The sequence below is a fragment of the Candidatus Sodalis endolongispinus genome, assembly GCF_018777395.1.
In the GTDB taxonomy this organism is placed as follows: Bacteria; Pseudomonadota; Gammaproteobacteria; order Enterobacterales; family Enterobacteriaceae; genus Sodalis_B; species Sodalis_B endolongispinus.
The window spans coordinates 345734-361719 of the sequence record NZ_JAFJYC010000002.1 but is presented as its reverse complement, the minus strand read 5'-3'; the positions used below and the strand labels follow the sequence as shown (position 1 = coordinate 361719).

Here is a 15986-nt window from a genome sequence, read left to right as displayed (position 1 = left end):
GTACGGAGATGGCGGGGCAAGATCACTTATTATCTTCCACCGTCACCGATAAGCGATATTCATTACGGGCATCCGGTGCATCAATCCAGGGCGGCAGGATGATAGACCAGCCGTCTGGCTGACGGCTATCCGCCGACGGCGTCAGGCTTAACGCCCGGGTGTCGCCCTGCCAGCTCACCGCGGTCAGCGGATAACGCGCCGAGACCTCTACTTTAAGCTCTAATGAGCTTCCCGGCTGCAGCGACCAGGGCGTGGTCGCCAGGAATACCGACAGGGTTTTGCGTTGTTTAAACTCCAACACCGGCACCGCATTGCGCTGCACCAGCTCATACCGGCTGCCGAGAAACGAATGCGCCTCGGCGACATAATCAGCCGACAGTTGCCTATGCAACGGGACCCCAAGGCGATAATTAAGGGTGAGCTGATACTGTTCCGCGCTTTCGCCGCTGTCCCCCAACTTATGGTTGGCGGACAGCGTCATAAGCGGTACGGGCGTGTAGCTTACGCCGAGCTCGACCGCCGCCGGGTTAGCGCGGTAATTCCCGCTATCAAACAGACTCACCCGTTGGCCGAAATACTGTTCATATTTTACCGAGGCGCCCAACTGACGATAAAACGGCAGATACCCCTGAGTGGTAATATCGTAACCGCTGGCCATGCGCACCCGCGCTCGTCGTCGTCATCATTGGCGGCATGCAGGGTCGACAACGGGTAGTAATAGTTAGAGGACAGCGTTAAATAATCGCTGCGCGCCTCTGCGCCGATGCTACCGCGCCGCAGCGCATTCTGGTTCAGGTATTGATCATAAAATACATTGTAGCCCAGCAGCCAACGGCCGGCGTTCCAGCGCTGGCCGAGGCCCATATTACCCACAATGCCATCATCGGCGCCCTGCAGCCCCCATTGTCTGTAAGTCAGACCGCGCGTCTTCACGTCGGCCAGCGGCAGCAATAACTGGCCAGAGCTACCGTTAAAGCGACCGTTTTCATCCACGTCCAGCGTGATAGCAATGTAGCCCAAAGGAGATAACATGGCTTTGCTTTTCTGCTGCAGCCGATTGAGCACGCCGTCTTTCGCCTCCTCCAACAAATAACTGCGCCAGGTCTTTTCGGTATTTTCATCCTGGTTGACCTCCGCCATTTGTCGCGCGAACGCCGCCAACTTCTTTTCCGTACCGCTTTCGTTTACACTTGCGCTCCCAAGATTGGGCAGCGATTGCTGCTGGCTGAGCAACGCGGCGCCATTGTCCTGCGGGGTAATCCAGGCGGCGGCGGGGAATGAACAGAACAAGGCATTAGCCGTCAGGATGCCTAAGAAAACTCTCATAATGACAGGGGACATGACGGCGCGAAGCCGCCGGTTTGGTATAAAGACGTTCAAGGCCCTCTCTGTTCGCCGCTGCGCCGCTGCGGCCGTTGCTTTGATGACCGGCGAATCGCCGGACTGCACATAAAGTAACCAGAGAACGCTTACTCTAACACATTCAGAATGGTCATAGACAGTAAGATGACTCACCATTATAAACTACAATAAATATACTGCTAAATATCTATATGTTTGACCTGACCGTTACCGTATTTGATGCTAACAGCCAGGAGAAGGAAAAATGACGCAACTGGAAAAGGAACGGTTCATCGGCCTGGAGTGGCTGCACTTCCTGCTTGGCTGTTACGTTATGATTTATCATACCGCCCATCGCTATCCGCAATTCAAGGCGGTGTTCGGGCTGAGCGAGCTGACCAGTATGGGTTTTCTCGCCACCAGCGCCTTCTTCGCCCTGTCCGGCTTTTTACTGGCCCACGTGTATGTGCGCGGCCACGGACTGCGCGAGCCGGCCAGCCATTTCTGGCGTAAACGGCTGTTCAATCTTTATCCCATTCATATCGTGGCGCTGCTGTCGTCAATGCTGCTCATTACCCTCATGCAATGGCTGGCAATACCGCCCGAAGGACCCGGCGCGACAATCCGGTTTGTGGTCTATGACACCAATGAAGTGCTGGGCCATACCCACCCGGAACTGTTCCGCCATTATATGGATAATGTCCAGTTGGCGTTTAACAGCGTGCCGCAACTTTTGATGCTGCAGGCGTGTAACCCCTACTTTCTGACCTTTAATGCGCCGCTCTGGTCGCTGTCGGCGCTGTTTTTCTTTTATTTGTTGTTCCCCTGGGCCGCGCCGCGGCTGATGAATGTGCGTAACCCCTGGCTGTGGCTGGGGATTTGCATGCTGGCCTATCTGCTGCTGCCAGTATGGGTTATCTGGCAGCAACAGTATGGCGTGCCGTTTACCGGGCTTCTTCAACGTCTGCCGCTGTTTCGCATACCAGAGTTTTTCGGCGGCATCCTGGCTTATGCCCTCTTCAAGCGGGCGCATCAGGCGGGGATTGTGCTGTCGACGACCGCGCGATGGTGCTGTTTATCGTGGCGTGTTTTTTGATAGCCACCGTGCTGTTTACCCACGGCCACAAATATTGGTATTTCATGTTACATAACGGTCTGTTACTTCCGTCGAAGTTGATCCTACTCTATCTCTGCGCGCTGGCGCGCAATCCTGACAGCGCCTGGCTGCGGCACTGGTCACCCCGCCTCGGTGCGGCTTCTTGTCCATGTTTGCCTTGCATGTGCCGCTGTACAATTTGTTCATAACATTGGAACAACTGGGGCGGGGTGCCCCCGGACAGTGCCTTAACCAGTGGAGCGACTGCGTGGCGGCTGCCGCCAACGTCCAGCTGTCGTTAACCGGCTATGCCTTGTTTCTGATACTGACCGTGACGGTGTGCGTGCTGTTTCAGGAGCAGTTCGTCGTGCGGGTAAGAAAACGGCTGGTTGCCCGCTTTATCACCCCTCCTGCCGCGGCGCATGCCGGCAAAACAGCAGTGAAAACCAGCGGATCCTGATTGCGCGCGCTGAGGCGCATAACGGTGGCGTGACGAGCGCAGATACATCGCGGCCGCGCGATGGCAGCGCAGGAGCTCTGCCGGAAGCTCAGACGCGCGATGGCGGCGGCGAAGACAAAATAGGGCCGTACAATGCTGTCCGTGTTTGCGGCATGGCCTCCTTGGGCCTTCCCCTTTTGCGGCGGCGTCTTTTTATCAGGCGCGGGGCTATACCGCCAGCGGCGGTTCATCCCGCGGCGTTTGGTTCACCGCCGCCCGCGCCTGAATAAGTTGGCGCACCTGCTTAACCAATTCCACCATACATTCATCTTGCATACCGTAATTGTTTAACTCCTGCTCAAGGGCAAAAAGATACTGGGCGTTGGTGCCGAGCGGGCCGCTGGCGCAGGCAATCAGCGGCGCGATAATCTGCGATCGGGTATCTGACTCGAAAAAAGGGTGGCAGGGGTCCATGACAAACACCAGTTCGGTGACACTGTCACCGACATCCAGCGTCAATTCACTCCAGGTCGGAATGTAGCACCCGGTGAGCATTTCCCGCTTCCATAGAAGCTCCAGCTCTTCGTGCAAGCGCTGTTCGGGGAGCCTGAACGCCAGCCCCGTGGTTTGGCCGCCCTCTTTTAACGCCAGCATACGACCCGGCTGCGCCGTAGTGCCGCGGCCGGAGATGAGCCGCAGACAAAATGCGCGATGCCAACCCGTGAGGGTGGCCGGACGCACCTCTTCCGCTTCAAAGATGGGATTCTACATCAACGAACCGTAGCCAAAAACCCACACCGGGCTATCATCCGGCCGGCGCCTCAGCGTACACGCCAGCGATGCCCGCCGTTGTTCTGGCGTTAATAACAGCGATTCATCGATGATGCCAAAAGCCGTTTTACAATCTGCTTTCTGTAAAAAGTCTCGCGTCAACACTCGCTTACTTTCTCCTGGCCATCACGCTCAAACGCGGCGGAAAATCTGAACCGCCAGTGCGTAAAGATAATCTCTAATTCCATTGCTCATAATTGAATTACCAACAGTAAGACCATATGCGTTTCCGGCCGCGCAATCAAGTTTGATGTGAGTCACATTTAGAATAAAAATCGACAATGGCGCCCTTAGCGTGGACGACAACAGCCTGGTGAGGCGAACAGGAGCGAATAGCGCTGGCGCGGCAGGGAATGATCGCGTCCGGCGGCTTACCCTGATGACCCTGGCCTCACAGCGAGCCGCGCAGGATGCGGTTTTTTTTGCATGCCGGTGATGACGCCAAGGGCGCAACCCGTGGAAGCGGCGTAAAGTCTTGCGCATCGGCATTGCGCGGGCTGGCCGAGCCCCTATGCGCAGGCGTCTGTGGATTAATGTTTAGCCCCTGAGGCAGATTTTTTTGGGTGCCAGCGATCGTGATCGCCCTTCTGGTATTGATGCTTCACCGCCGCCCAGGCGACTTTGTGCGCAGCCTCCTCGCGGGATTCGTGTCCGCGGCGCTCGGCGGCCTCTTTGTACTGATCACAGGCGCTGTTGAAGACTGCGCGATAAATACCCTGCGCGTGCTTGGGTAAGACGCCGGTGACGTTGTCCGGCAACGATGCATTGGATTGATAGGGCATAACGCCTCCTTGATAAACAATAGCACTCTTTAGTATAGGCGCTGGGTCCCCGTCTGTCCGCTGCTTCGCCGCCATTGATGACCCGGGCAGTGCGCCGGCGCGCCCTCACGGGCCCGGTACCGCCACCAAAAGAAATCAATGCGGGTTTTGCCACGCAAGAGGCATTTTCCTCTCTGAGCCGCCTTTATTCCATTAAAAGCCAATAACAAGGCGCTTTCTCCTGCAAGTTATAGCCAGAACTTATCACCAGACAAAGACAGACGTCACAAAACTTGCTATACAATCAATGTCATGTTAGCAACTGAACTTCAATGCTGTAGGTTATGCCCATCTTGCCTCTTTTATTGTCTAAAACGTCAGTTTATGCAAATTCCCGGTCACAACATTGGCTTTATGTTAAACTTACCGCTGTCGGTAATAGTGACCGGTAAGCGCTCGTGGCGGCACCGCGGGCAGTACATCCCGCGTTTCAATCAGGAGAGAACAGCAACCATGACGTCTGCCCCCGCCGCGGTTAAGACCCGCCATAAAGAATACAGCCTGCTTTTTCCACTGGCCGCGCTTGGCGTGCTCAGCTTTTGGGGCACCGCGACAGATTTAGGCGTATTGGTGGTGGTCAATATAGTAGCGTTGCTCGGTATTCTGGTCAGCGCCTTCAACGTGGTGCGCCACGCCGATGTGCTGGCGCATCGCCTCGGCGAACCCCTCGGTTCGTTGATACTAACCCTGTCCGTGGTCATTCTCGAAGTCAGCCTCATCTCGGCACTGATGGCCACCGGCGCTGATGCGCGATACGCTGTACTCGGTGATTATGATAGTGACCACCGGCCTGGTCGGCTTATCGTTGCTGCTGGGCGGCAGTAAATTTGCCACCCAGTCACTCAATCTGGCGAGCATCAAACAATATCTGATGGCGATTATGCCGCTGGCGGTCATCGTGCTGGTCTTTCCCGCCGCGCTGCCGGGGGGGAATTTCGCCGTCGCGCAAATGCTGATAGCCGGTGCCGTCTCCGCGCCGCCATGTACGGGGTGTTTTTGTTGATCCAGACGCGCACGCACCAGAAATGGTTTATTTATGAGCATGAGGACGACGACGGCGAGGATCCGCACGGCAAACCCTCTGCCCATTGATCGCTGTGGCACGGTGCGTGGCTGGTTGTTCATCTCATCGCGGTGGTCGCGGTAACCAAAGTCAATGCCGATCCGCTTGATCATTTGCTGACCGCTATCAATGCGCCGAAGCAGGTGACCGGCTTTCTGGTGGCGCTGCTGATCCTCTCTCCCGAAGGGCTGGGGGCTATCCGTGCCGTGCTGGCCAATCAGGTCCAGCGGGCGATGAATTTGTTTTTCGGTTCGATACTGGCGACCATCTCCCTGACGGTACCGACGGTGACGCTTATCGCCATTTTCACCGGCAATCAGCTGACGTTCGGTTTGTCGCTGCCGCAAATCGTGGTCATGTTAACCGCGCTGATAGTGTGCCAGGTTTCCCTGTCCACCGGCCGCACCAATGTACTGAACGTGGCCGCTCATCTGGCGCTGTTTGTCGCCTATCTGATGACCATTTTGCTGTAACCGGCGCTCACCGCCCTCGCCCCCGGCACCTTCAGCGTCGCCGCAATGCGGCGGCGGTTCACTTTTTTCCTCTTGCCTTGATTTGGCGCTGGTTTTTTTCTTGCCGCTCGGCGTATGGTAGGGGTTCTTTCTAACGGCCGGGCGCCGTTTTTCCTGCTTTGGTTTACTGAGTTAATGAAGACGCATTTTTTCTCCGGCATACGCCCTTTCAGCGCGCTCATTGAGGCATGCTGGAAGGAACGATACACCTCGCAACGCCTGCTAAAAGATACCATCGCCGGCATCACCGTCGGCATTATCGCCATTCCGCTGGCGATGGCGCTGGCGATTGCCAGCGGGGTGGCGCCGCAATACGGGCTGTATACCTCCGCCGTCGCGGGGATCGCCATCGCCCTTTGCGGCGGCTCGCGTTTCAGCGTGTCTGGCCCGACGGCCGCATTTGTGGTGATCCTCTACCCTGTTTCACAGCAATTCGGCCTGGCTGGGCTGCTGATTGCCACACTGATGTCGGGCTTGCTGTTAATTATCATGGGGCTGGCGCGCCTTGGCCGATTAATCGAATTTATTCCGCTGCCGGTGACGCTGGGCTTTACCTCAGGTATCGCCATCACTATCGGCACCATGCAAATCAAAGATTTCTTTGGTCTGCATACCGCCCCGCTGCCGGAACATTATCTTGGCAAAGTGGCGGGCCTGCTCTCGGCCATGCCCACGGTCACGTTTGCCGACACGCTGGTGGGAATCTTGACGCTGGGTGTGCTGCTCTACTGGCCGCGGCTGGGTATCCGCCTGCCGCCGCATTTGCCGGAATTACTGGCAGGCGTAGCGGTAATGTGGGTGCTGTGGGCCCTGGGCCTGCCGGCGGCGACTATCGGCAGCCGTTTCAGCTATCTGCTGGCTGACGGCACCCACGGCCAGGGGATCCCCGCTATCCTGCCACACTGGCTGTTGCCCTGGCAATTGCCGGGCGCCGACGGCGCGCCGGTCGCGTTATCCTGGCAAACGGTATCTGCCCTGCTGCCGGCGGGCCAACATGTGCTGGTGACCGATATTCCGTTTCAGCCGTTAAAAACGCTGGCGCGCGCCAATGTCCTGCCAATCCCCGGCCGGCTGTCATTTTGCAGCACTCTGCCGCAGGCGTTGGCACTCCTGCCGTCATCGCCCGCCATAGAGGCGTCGCCGGTGGCTCAAAGCCATTAACGGCCATGTTGCGCGGCCAGCCTGTTCGCTAGCCGCCCGGCTCGGCAAGGGTCAATAATGCCGCCCTTAGGCGGGCACGAGTTAAAGAAAAGCATCACGCGGGACACACACGCCCTGACGGACGCGGGATAAAGAAGGCAGCCTCGCCCGACGCACACGCCCCGACGGACATGGGATAAAGAAGGCAGCCTCGCGAGACGCACCCGCCCTGACGGACGGGGGCCTCGGGCGGCCGCGTGCGGCGGTTTTACTGGCGCGATGACCGGCAGGAAATTCGCCCTGCCGATGCGTCCTGCCGGCGTTAGTGGCCGGTATCGAGTGCGGGGAAGGATTTCACCAATTCGTCAATCGCCTTCATCTGGTGCAGGAACGGCTCGAGCTTGGCAAGCGGCAAGGCCGAATGGCCATCGCATTTGGCATTCGCCGGGTCCGGATGCGCTTCGATGAACAGGCCGGCGATACCGACCGCCATTCCTGCGCGGGCCAATTCACCCACCTGTGCGCGGCGCCCGCCGGAGGCGGCGCCAAACGGGTCACGGGTCTGCAGGGCATGCGTCACATCGAAAATCACCGGACAGCCGCCGGAAACCTGTTTCATCACATTAAAACCCAGCATGTCCACGACCAGATTGTCATAGCCGAAATTGCTGCCGCGATCGCATAAGATCACCTGATGGTTGCCGGCTTCGCGGAACTTGTCAACGATATTACCGACCTGCCCCGGGCTGATGAACTGCGGTTTTTTCACATTGATCACCGCACCGGTGCGGGCCATAGCCTCCACCAGATCGGTCTGGCGGGCCAAGAATGCCGGTAACTGAATCACATCCACCACCTCCGCCACGCTTTGCGCCTGGCAGGCTTCGTGCACATCGGTTATCACCTTCACGCCGAACTGCGCTTTTAGCTCGGCAAAAATCTTCATCCCCTCCTCCAGTCCCTGTCCACGATAGGAATGAATAGAAGATCGGTTGGCTTTATCAAACGAGGCCTTGAACACGTAGGGAATGCCCAGTTTTTCCGTCACGTTGACATAGTGTTCGCAGATGCGCATCGCCAGATCGCGCGACTCGAGCACGTTCATGCCGCCAAACAGCACGAAGGGCAGATCGTTCGCTACCTGGATGTCGCCAATATTGACCACCAAATGTTTCATGCTTCACCTTTTTGATTAAAATTAACCGGCAACCGGCGGCAAACACCGCCACCGGTCAATGTAGGGTAACCGATTTTTGCTCGATGGAGTGGATCTGGACCTTAATCATCTCGCTGACCGGATCTTCCGGGCATTGCTCGACAAAGTAATTTAAATCGCTGAGCGCCACGTGGTCGCACTCCAGCTCGACATAAATCAGGCCGCGATCGCGGATTTCGTAGGGATCCGCCGGGTCAAACTCCAGCATAGCTTCGCTGGCACGTAACGCCAGCTCCATTTTTTTTCGTCCATCAGCGCCCCTTTCAGGGTGTCGAGCAATTTGCGCACCACGGTATTATTATCCGCCTCTTCCAAATCCTCTTCGGCAAGCTGCACCCCCTCACCGAGATTACCGCGTAGCCAGATATCCAGCGTATGCGCATCCAGCGGGTCGCCATTGATGGGATTCATCAGCCACATGTCGCCGTCCAGCCAGTCGGCGCGCAGGATCATCTGCGTCGGAAAAATTACCGGCATTAAGGGAATTTCCAGCGCTTGGGCGATATGCAACAAAATAATCCCCAGTGACGCGGGCAACCCCTGACGACGGTCCAACACTTTATCCAGCCACAGCGCGTCGGACAGGCGGTAAACACCGCCGACGCCGCCAAAACCCCAAGTGCGGTAAAACAGCTCGATCAGAAGGCCGAGCTTATCATCCTGCGCCAGGTCGGCGGGAATATGGCGCCGCGCCTCTTCCGTCAGGCTTTGTAACCTGGCGCGGACGCTTTCAATGGCAAAATCGGGCCGGATGGCCTGGGTAACGCGCAGCATCCCCTCACTCAGGGGATGTTGGTTATATTCAAAATCGGCAATCGTACTCATAATGGTCCTGTTGACAGGGTGAGTCTGATAAGCACCGGCAAAACAAGCGGCGTGACCAACAAGAGGCAACCGGGGACACGCGACGGGAAACGGCTGGCGGGTGTGACCAACCGTGGTCATCGGTCATTCCATAATCGCTCATAGCGCACGCATTCCCTCTCTCTTGCCGTCGGTCACGCTTGCGCAGGCGAGCGTTGTCCCTGGCTGACGCGCTCATTGCCGCCATAATAGCGCAGCGTGGCTATCTGATCAAAGCCGGCAGCGGCGAGCAGGCCGCGCACGTCTGCCCCCTGGCGCCAGCCGTGCTCTAGCACCAACCAGCCGCCGGGCGCTAAATGGGCCCCCGCCTCGCGGCAAATCGCCGCCAAGTCCTGGAGGCCATTCTCTCCCGCCACCAGGGCGCTGCGTGGCTCGAAGCGTACATCGCCCTGCATAAGATGGGGATCGTCCGCCTCAATATAAGGGGGATTACTCACAATAAGACGATAGCGTTGCGCCTGCAATGGTTTAAACCAATCGCCTTCGTGGAACTGCACATTTTCCAGCCCCAGGCGGGCGGCGTTAGCGCGGGCGAGCGCCACGGCACCGGGCAGGCGATCGACGCCGGTTATCCGACATTCTGGCCGTTCCGAGGCCAGCGCCAGCGCGATGGCGCCGCTGCCGGTGCCCAAATCCAGCACCTCGGCGCGCCCGTGCGGCAGCAAGTCCAGCGCACGCTGGACCAGACATTCGGTGTCTGGGCGCGGAATCAGCGTGTCGGCGGACACGCGCAGCGGCAGCGACCAGAATTCACGTTCGCCGGTCAGATAGGCCACGGGCTCGCCCCGTTCCCGACGCGCTAACAGTGCCGCAAGCGTAGCGTGCTGCGCGTCCGTCAGCGGGGTTTCGCCAAAAGCCAGCAGACGGGTACGCGCCGCGCCGGTCACCCGCGCCAGCAGGATTTCGGCATCGCGTCTGGCGCTGGGGCTCAGGGACGCGCGCAGCCGGGGGACGGCCTGGGCTAGCCATTGCTGCCAGGTCATCAGGGAGTCTCGGACAACGCGGCGAGCTGATCGGCATGATACTCCTGCATAATAGGTTGGATCAGCATATCGAGCTTGCCTTCGATAACCTCATCCAGCCGGTAGAGCGTGAGGCCAATGCGGTGGTCGGTCACCCGCCCTTGGGGAAAATTGTAGGTACGGATGCGATCGGAACGATCGCCGCTGCCCAGAAGATTACGGCGCGTGGAGGATTCTTCCTGCTGCCGGCGCTGAACTTCAGCGGCGCGCAAACGCGCGCCCAACACCGCCAGCGCCTTGGCTTTATTCTTGTGCTGGGAGCGTTCATCCTGGCACTCCACCACCAATCCGGTGGGCAAATGGGTAATGCGGATAGCCGAATCGGTGGTATTGACATGCTGGCCGCCCGCGCCGGAGGAGCGGAAAGTGTCGATGCGCAGATCACCGGCGTTGATTTCCGGCAGCTCCGCCTCCGGGATTTCCGGCATCACCGCCACCGTACAGGCTGAGGTATGAATACGCCCCTGGGATTCGGTTTCCGGCACGCGCTGCACGCGATGGCCGCCGGATTCAAATTTCAGTTGACCGTAAGCGCCTTCATGGGACACCTTGGCGCTAACCTCTTTAAAGCCGCCGTGCTCGCCGTCGCTGGCGCTGACGATTTCCACCTTCCAGCGCCGGGTTTCGGCATAACGGCTGTACATACGAAACAGATCGCCCGCGAACAGCGCCGCCTCATCGCCGCCGGTGCCGGCGCGCACTTCCAGGAAACAGCCGCGTTCGTCGTCAGGATCTTTCGGCAATAGCAGCACCTGCAACTGCTGCTCCAGCTGTTCCAGACTGGCGCGGAACGCCAACAACTCCTCCTGCGCCATGTCGCGCATTTCGGGATCCTGCAGCAGGTGCTCCGCGGTGTGGATGTCTTCTTGTACCTGCCGCCAATGCTGAAAACAGCGGGTGACATCAGACAGCTGCGCGTACTCCTTCGACAGGGCGCGGAAACTGACCTGATCGGCAATAACGCCGGGATCGCCGAGTAGAACTTCCACTTCTTCGCGGCGCTCTTGCAACGCCTCCAATTTGGCGACTATCGAGGACTTCATGCGTGGTGGTTTACCTTATGTGTATCAGTGCGTGTCCAGTCCGAGACCGTCGCGCAAAATTTGTAATCGCTCGGCGTCACCGTCACGGGCGGCCTGCTGCAGCGATTTGGTCGGCGTATGGATAAGGCGATTGGTCAGCTTGTGCGCCATGTCCATCACCACCTGTTCCGGGTCGACGCCGAGGCGCAGCGCTGCCAGCGCGCGGGCTTCAAACTCCTCCCGCAGGCTGTCGGCCTGCGTGCGGTAATCGCGAATCGCCTCCACCGCCGACTGGCTGCGCAGCCAAGCCATAAAATCCAGACGTTCCTGCGCAACGATGGTTTCCGCCAATACCGCGGCATGTTTACGCTGCGCCAGATTCTTTTCAATAATGGCCAGGAGATCGTCCACCGTGTACAGATAGGCATCTGCCAATTTCGCCACCTCCGGTTCAATATCGCGCGGTACGGCGATATCCACCAACAACATGGGCTGATAACGGCGCTGTTTCAGCGCTCGCTCCACCATCCCTTTACCGATAATCGGCAATGTGCTGGCGGTGGAGGTAATAATAATGTCGGCCTCACCCAATTGGCTATTAATTTCCGCCAGGCTGATGACGTCGGCGCCCACTTCTTCCGCCAGCCGCTGCGCTCGCTCGCGGGTGCGGTTGGCGATGAGCAGACATTTTACTTTATGCTCGCGTAGGTGGCGCGCCACCAGTTCAATCGTTTCGCCTGCGCCCACCAGCAGCACCCTCACCTCGGCCAGGGATTCAAAAATCTGCCGCGCCAGCGTACAGGCGGCAAACGCCACCGACACCGCATGGGATCCTATCTCGGTTTCGGTGCGGACCCGCTTGGCGACCGAGAATGATTTCTGGAACAATCGCTCCAGATCCACCGACAGGCCGTGCCCGCGGCGGGATTCGGCAAAGGCTTTTTTTACCTGTCCCAGGATTTGTGGCTCGCCGAGCACCAACGAGTCCAGGCCGCTGGCGACGCGCATCAGATGGCTGACGGCTTCATCGCCCAGATACCAGTAAAGACTCTGGCGCACCTCGACGGGCTCCAGCTGGTGATAATCGCACAGCCAGCGTACCAGCGCCTCCTGCAAGTCAGCCTGTTGCTCGACACTCAAATACAGCTCGGTGCGGTTACACGTCGACAGCACGACGCCGCCCTGCACCAACGGTTGCGCAAGCAAGCTGCCCAGCGCCTGGTCGAGGGTCTCGGGTGAGAACGCCACCCGTTCGCGCAAAGCGACCGGCGCTGTTTTGTGATTGATACCGAGTGCGAGCAATGTCATGGATTAAGGCTACAGAGTAGTACAAACGTTAGTATGGTTATCGTCTGCGCGCATTCTACTTGATGCACAGATGCAAGAAAAGCCGCACCGCACTTTCCTCCCCTTAAGGTGTACAACTTGTAAGGGTATAAAATCAATCTATTAAAGCCATTGACGCTAACGATACCCTCCGCTAGCGTGAAAGAAAGCCATTCATCCCGCGATATTGAAGGAAGTCGACGTCATGCCTGAGCGTAAATACGCCATTTTCCGTTTGCTGCCGCTTGCCAGTCTGCTTTTGGCCGCTTGTAGTGTTCATACGCCTTCCGGACCGGCCAAAAGCCAGACCTCGCCGGAATGGCGCAGCCACCAGCAGTCGATCACCGCCCTCAGCCGCTACCAGACTCGCGGCGCCTTCGCCTATATTTCCAGCCAGCAAAAAGTTTACGCCCGCTTTAATTGGCAGCAGACCAGCGCCGATCGCTACCGGCTGATTTTGACCAACCCGCTCGGCAGCACCGAGATGGATTTGAATGTCCATCCGGGTGTGGCCCAACTGGTCAACAATCAAGGTAAACGCTACGTGAGCGATGATCCAGAGGTGATGATCCAAAATCTGGCCGGCATGTCTATCCCGCTCAACGACCTGCGGCAGTGGATGCTCGGCCTGCCCGGCGATGCCACCGATTTTACCCTGGATGCCCGCGGCTATCTGCATAGCCTGAATTATAGCCACAACGGGCAGCGCTGGACCGTAACCTATCAAGGCTATCACGACGATACCATCCCGGCGCTGCCGTCGAATTTGGAATTGCGCCAGGGCGACAATCGCATCAAATTGAAAATGGATAGCTGGAGCTTGTAATGACACGCCAGTGGCCAGCCCCGGCCAAGCTTAATCTGTTTTTATATATCACCGGCCGCCGTGCAGATGGCTATCATTTGCTGCAAACGCTTTTCCAATTTCTGGATTATGGCGACACGCTGACCATTACGCCCACCGCCGGCGGCCGCATTCGCCTGCTAAACCCGATAGCGGGGGTGGCGCAAGAGGACAATCTTATCGTGCGCGCCGCCCGGCTGTTACAGCGCCACTGCTGGGCAGCGGGTGACCCGGCGGCGCCGGGGGCGGATATTGAGTTGGAGAAAGTGCTGCCGATGGGCGGCGGGCTCGGCGGCGGATCTTCCGACGCCGCCACCGTGCTGGTCGCGCTTAATGCCCAATGGCATTGCGGGCTGGACGTAGCCACCCTGGCGCAGCTGGGACTGACGCTCGGCGCCGATGTGCCGGTGTTCGTACGCGGCGAGGCAGCCTTTTCCGATGGCATCGGCGAACGCCTCGAGCCGGCCGTCCCGGCGGAAAAATGGTATTTGGTCGCCGTGCCGCCGGTCAGTATTGCCACGCCGCGCATTTTCGGCGATCCTGAGCTGAGAAGAGACGCGCCACCGCGCTCGCTCGCCCAGCTTATGGCCACGCCTTTTCATAATGATTGTGAACCAATCGCAAGAAAACATTTTTCCGCGGTTGAACAGCATCTTTCATGGCTGTTAGAATACGCGCCGTCGCGACTGACTGGCACCGGCGCTTGTGTATTTGCCGAATTCGATACCGAGGCCGCCGCCCGTCAGGTTTTATCGCAGGCCCCGGCATGGATGCGCGGTTTTGTAGCCCGAGGCGTTAACGTTTCCCCGCTGCGTTGCGCGTTGTCAGGGGCGCACTGAGCCGCCTGACGGTGGCCTGATGCATTACCCGTATGGCATTGCCCCGCATGGCGCCGCCGCCTTCCCCGGCGTCAGGCTGGCGCAATACCTTCTCTGGACGCAAGCCTGAGGTTCTTCTCGTGCCCGATATGAAGCTTTTTGCTGGAAACGCCACCCCGGAACTGGCGCAACGTATTGCCAACCGTTTATATACCAGTCTTGGCAATGCCGCCGTCGGCCGTTTCAGCGACGGCGAAGTCAGTGTGCAAATCAATGAAAATGTTCGCGGTGACGATATTTTCATTATCCAGTCCACCTGCGCGCCCACCAATGACAACCTGATGGAACTGGTGGTCATGGTTGATGCGCTGCGCCGGGCTTCCGCCGGTCGTATCACCGCCGTTATCCCCTACTTTGGCTATGCGCGTCAGGATCGCCGCGTCCGTTCCGCCCGCGTGCCGATTACCGCCAAAGTGGTGGCCGATTTCCTGTCAAGCGTCGGCGTTGACCGCGTGCTGACGGTTGATCTGCACACTGAACAGATTCAGGGATTCTTTGACGTGCCGGTGGACAACGTATTCGGCAGCCCTATCCTGCTGGAAGATATGCTGCAGCAGGATTTGGAAAACCCGATCGTGGTTTCCCCCGATATCGGCGGCGTGGTACGTGCGCGTGCGATAGCCAAGCTGCTTAACGATACCGACATGGCGATTATCGACAAGCGCCGCCCGCGCGCCAACCAGTCACAGGTGATGCATATTATCGGCGACGTGGCGGGTCGCGACTGCGTGCTGGTGGACGATATGATTGATACCGGCGGCACCTTATGCAAAGCCGCCGAAGCGCTCAAAGAGCGCGGCGCCAAGCGGGTATTCGCCTACGCCACCCACCCGATCTTCTCAGGCAATGCCTATGAGAACATCAAGAACTCAGTCATTGATGAAGTGATCGTCTGCGATACTATTCCGCTGGATCCGGCCATCAAGGCGCTACCCAACGTGCGTACGCTGACGCTGTCTGGGATGCTGGCGGAGGCGATCCGCCGCATTAGCAACGAAGAATCCATCTCGGCCATGTTTGAGCATTGATATCAGAGGGGCACACGCGCTGGTCAGGCGGCGTCCGATCTTTGTCACCGGGGTTTGCCCAAAAAGCACAGCCTGTTTATCCCCCGCTGCGGGATTGGCCTAAGCTAATCACCCTTGCCCGACGATGCGGATGGCAACGCACCGACCCATCGGGCCAGACATTTATACAACCGACGTCGCAGGCGCGTCTTTTTTTGGTCAAAGCCTACAACGGCCGAAGGTTCTGCGTCAGCCTGATATCGCCTGTGGCAACCGGCGCGAGTTAATGGTAGCGGGCGTTCTGGTCTTTCCGGCAGCGCGCGTCAAAGCGGCGATGCCACCAATAGCGGTCCGAAATTTCTTCGTGGCCGCCCATGCGCGCACCCGCGAGCCACAACAGCGCGCCGACAAAAATGCCCATAATGCCGCCGCTGGCCATCACCTCAGTCATAGCGATCTGGGGCAACTGGTTCAGCACCGATACGGCGATACTGGCAACCATCAGTATCATCCCCGCGCCCATCAGGCCATTGCCGACCAGCATTGCTGATTTACGTCTCATGC

The 15986-nt window shown here is 58.4% G+C and carries 13 protein-coding genes and 4 pseudogenes; 7 read left to right on the top strand and 10 right to left on the bottom strand.

Features of this window, described 5'->3' with window-relative positions:
* Positions 1-22 precede the first annotated feature (22 nt).
* Both JZM24_RS19285 and JZM24_RS19280 read right to left on the bottom strand, forming a co-directional pair.
* Positions 23-658 (bottom strand): inverse autotransporter beta domain-containing protein, encoded by a 636-nt coding sequence (locus tag JZM24_RS19285; RefSeq protein ID WP_215670634.1) that lies wholly within the window; start codon positions 656-658, stop codon positions 23-25.
* The gene (locus JZM24_RS19280) at positions 589-1290 is read right to left on the bottom strand and encodes an inverse autotransporter beta domain-containing protein (protein WP_215670632.1); all 702 of its coding nucleotides are present in this window, start codon (positions 1288-1290) and stop codon (positions 589-591) included. Before JZM24_RS19280 ends, JZM24_RS19285 begins: the two co-directional genes overlap by 70 nt.
* A 316-nt stretch (positions 1291-1606) precedes the next feature.
* On the opposite strand from JZM24_RS19280, the gene JZM24_RS19815 reads away from it, so the two are divergent.
* The gene (locus JZM24_RS19815) at positions 1607-2437 is read left to right on the top strand and encodes an acyltransferase family protein (protein WP_376775557.1); all 831 of its coding nucleotides are present in this window, start codon (positions 1607-1609) and stop codon (positions 2435-2437) included.
* A gap of 169 nt (positions 2438-2606) precedes the next feature.
* The gene (locus JZM24_RS19810) at positions 2607-2897 is read left to right on the top strand and encodes a hypothetical protein (protein ID WP_376775556.1); all 291 of its coding nucleotides are present in this window, start codon (positions 2607-2609) and stop codon (positions 2895-2897) included.
* A gap of 207 nt (positions 2898-3104) precedes the next feature.
* Here JZM24_RS19810 and JZM24_RS14905 read toward each other — a convergent pair.
* Positions 3105-3812 (bottom strand): annotated as a pseudogene (locus JZM24_RS14905) (gamma-glutamylcyclotransferase).
* A gap of 425 nt (positions 3813-4237) precedes the next feature.
* Complete coding sequence (gene chaB / locus JZM24_RS14900) at positions 4238-4489, bottom strand: putative cation transport regulator ChaB (protein WP_215670630.1); 252 nt, start codon at positions 4487-4489, stop codon at positions 4238-4240.
* Between the two features lie 492 nt (positions 4490-4981).
* On the opposite strand from chaB, the pseudogene chaA reads away from it, so the two are divergent.
* Both chaA and JZM24_RS14890 read left to right on the top strand, forming a co-directional pair.
* A pseudogene (gene chaA, locus JZM24_RS14895) lies at positions 4982-6064 on the top strand (sodium-potassium/proton antiporter ChaA).
* Between the two features lie 174 nt (positions 6065-6238).
* A pseudogene (locus tag JZM24_RS14890) lies at positions 6239-7090 on the top strand (SulP family inorganic anion transporter); the annotation flags it as partial.
* Positions 7091-7565: 475 nt separating this feature from the next.
* On the opposite strand, the gene kdsA reads toward JZM24_RS14890, so the two are convergent.
* From kdsA to hemA, 5 genes and pseudogenes are all read right to left on the bottom strand, one after another.
* On the bottom strand, positions 7566-8420 hold the full coding sequence (kdsA, locus tag JZM24_RS14885; RefSeq protein ID WP_215670626.1) for a 3-deoxy-8-phosphooctulonate synthase: 855 nt from the start codon (positions 8418-8420) through the stop codon (positions 7566-7568).
* Between the two features lie 55 nt (positions 8421-8475).
* Positions 8476-9284: pseudogene (sirB1, locus tag JZM24_RS14880) on the bottom strand (invasion regulator SirB1).
* 173 nt (positions 9285-9457) lie between these two features.
* Positions 9458-10306: a peptide chain release factor N(5)-glutamine methyltransferase gene (gene prmC, locus JZM24_RS14875; protein ID WP_215670624.1), complete on the bottom strand. Its 849-nt coding sequence runs from the start codon at positions 10304-10306 to the stop codon at positions 9458-9460.
* Entirely contained in the window at positions 10306-11388 is a 1083-nt protein-coding gene (gene prfA, locus JZM24_RS14870; RefSeq protein ID WP_215670622.1) for a peptide chain release factor 1, read from the bottom strand. The genes prmC and prfA overlap by 1 nt, the downstream gene beginning before the upstream one ends.
* Positions 11389-11412: 24 nt before the next feature.
* Positions 11413-12675, bottom strand: coding sequence for a glutamyl-tRNA reductase (gene hemA, locus JZM24_RS14865; protein WP_215670619.1), 1263 nt, complete (start codon positions 12673-12675; stop codon positions 11413-11415).
* Between the two features lie 223 nt (positions 12676-12898).
* Between hemA and lolB the strand changes: the two genes are divergently transcribed.
* The 3 genes from lolB (at position 12899) to prs (ending at position 15443) form a co-directional block, all read left to right on the top strand.
* Entirely contained in the window at positions 12899-13519 is a 621-nt protein-coding gene (gene lolB, locus JZM24_RS14860; protein WP_215670617.1) for a lipoprotein insertase outer membrane protein LolB, read from the top strand.
* Positions 13519-14376, top strand: coding sequence for a 4-(cytidine 5'-diphospho)-2-C-methyl-D-erythritol kinase (gene ispE, locus JZM24_RS14855; protein ID WP_215670615.1), 858 nt, complete (start codon positions 13519-13521; stop codon positions 14374-14376). The genes lolB and ispE overlap by 1 nt, the downstream gene beginning before the upstream one ends.
* 119 nt (positions 14377-14495) lie before the next feature.
* A complete protein-coding gene (gene prs / locus JZM24_RS14850; protein ID WP_215671212.1) occupies positions 14496-15443 on the top strand; it encodes a ribose-phosphate diphosphokinase in 948 nt (315 codons plus the stop codon).
* A 262-nt stretch (positions 15444-15705) separates the two neighbouring features.
* On the opposite strand, the gene ychH is transcribed toward prs, so the two are convergent.
* On the bottom strand, positions 15706-15984 hold the full coding sequence (ychH, locus tag JZM24_RS14845) for a stress-induced protein YchH (protein ID WP_215670613.1): 279 nt from the start codon (positions 15982-15984) through the stop codon (positions 15706-15708).
* Positions 15985-15986: the final 2 nt, after the last annotated feature.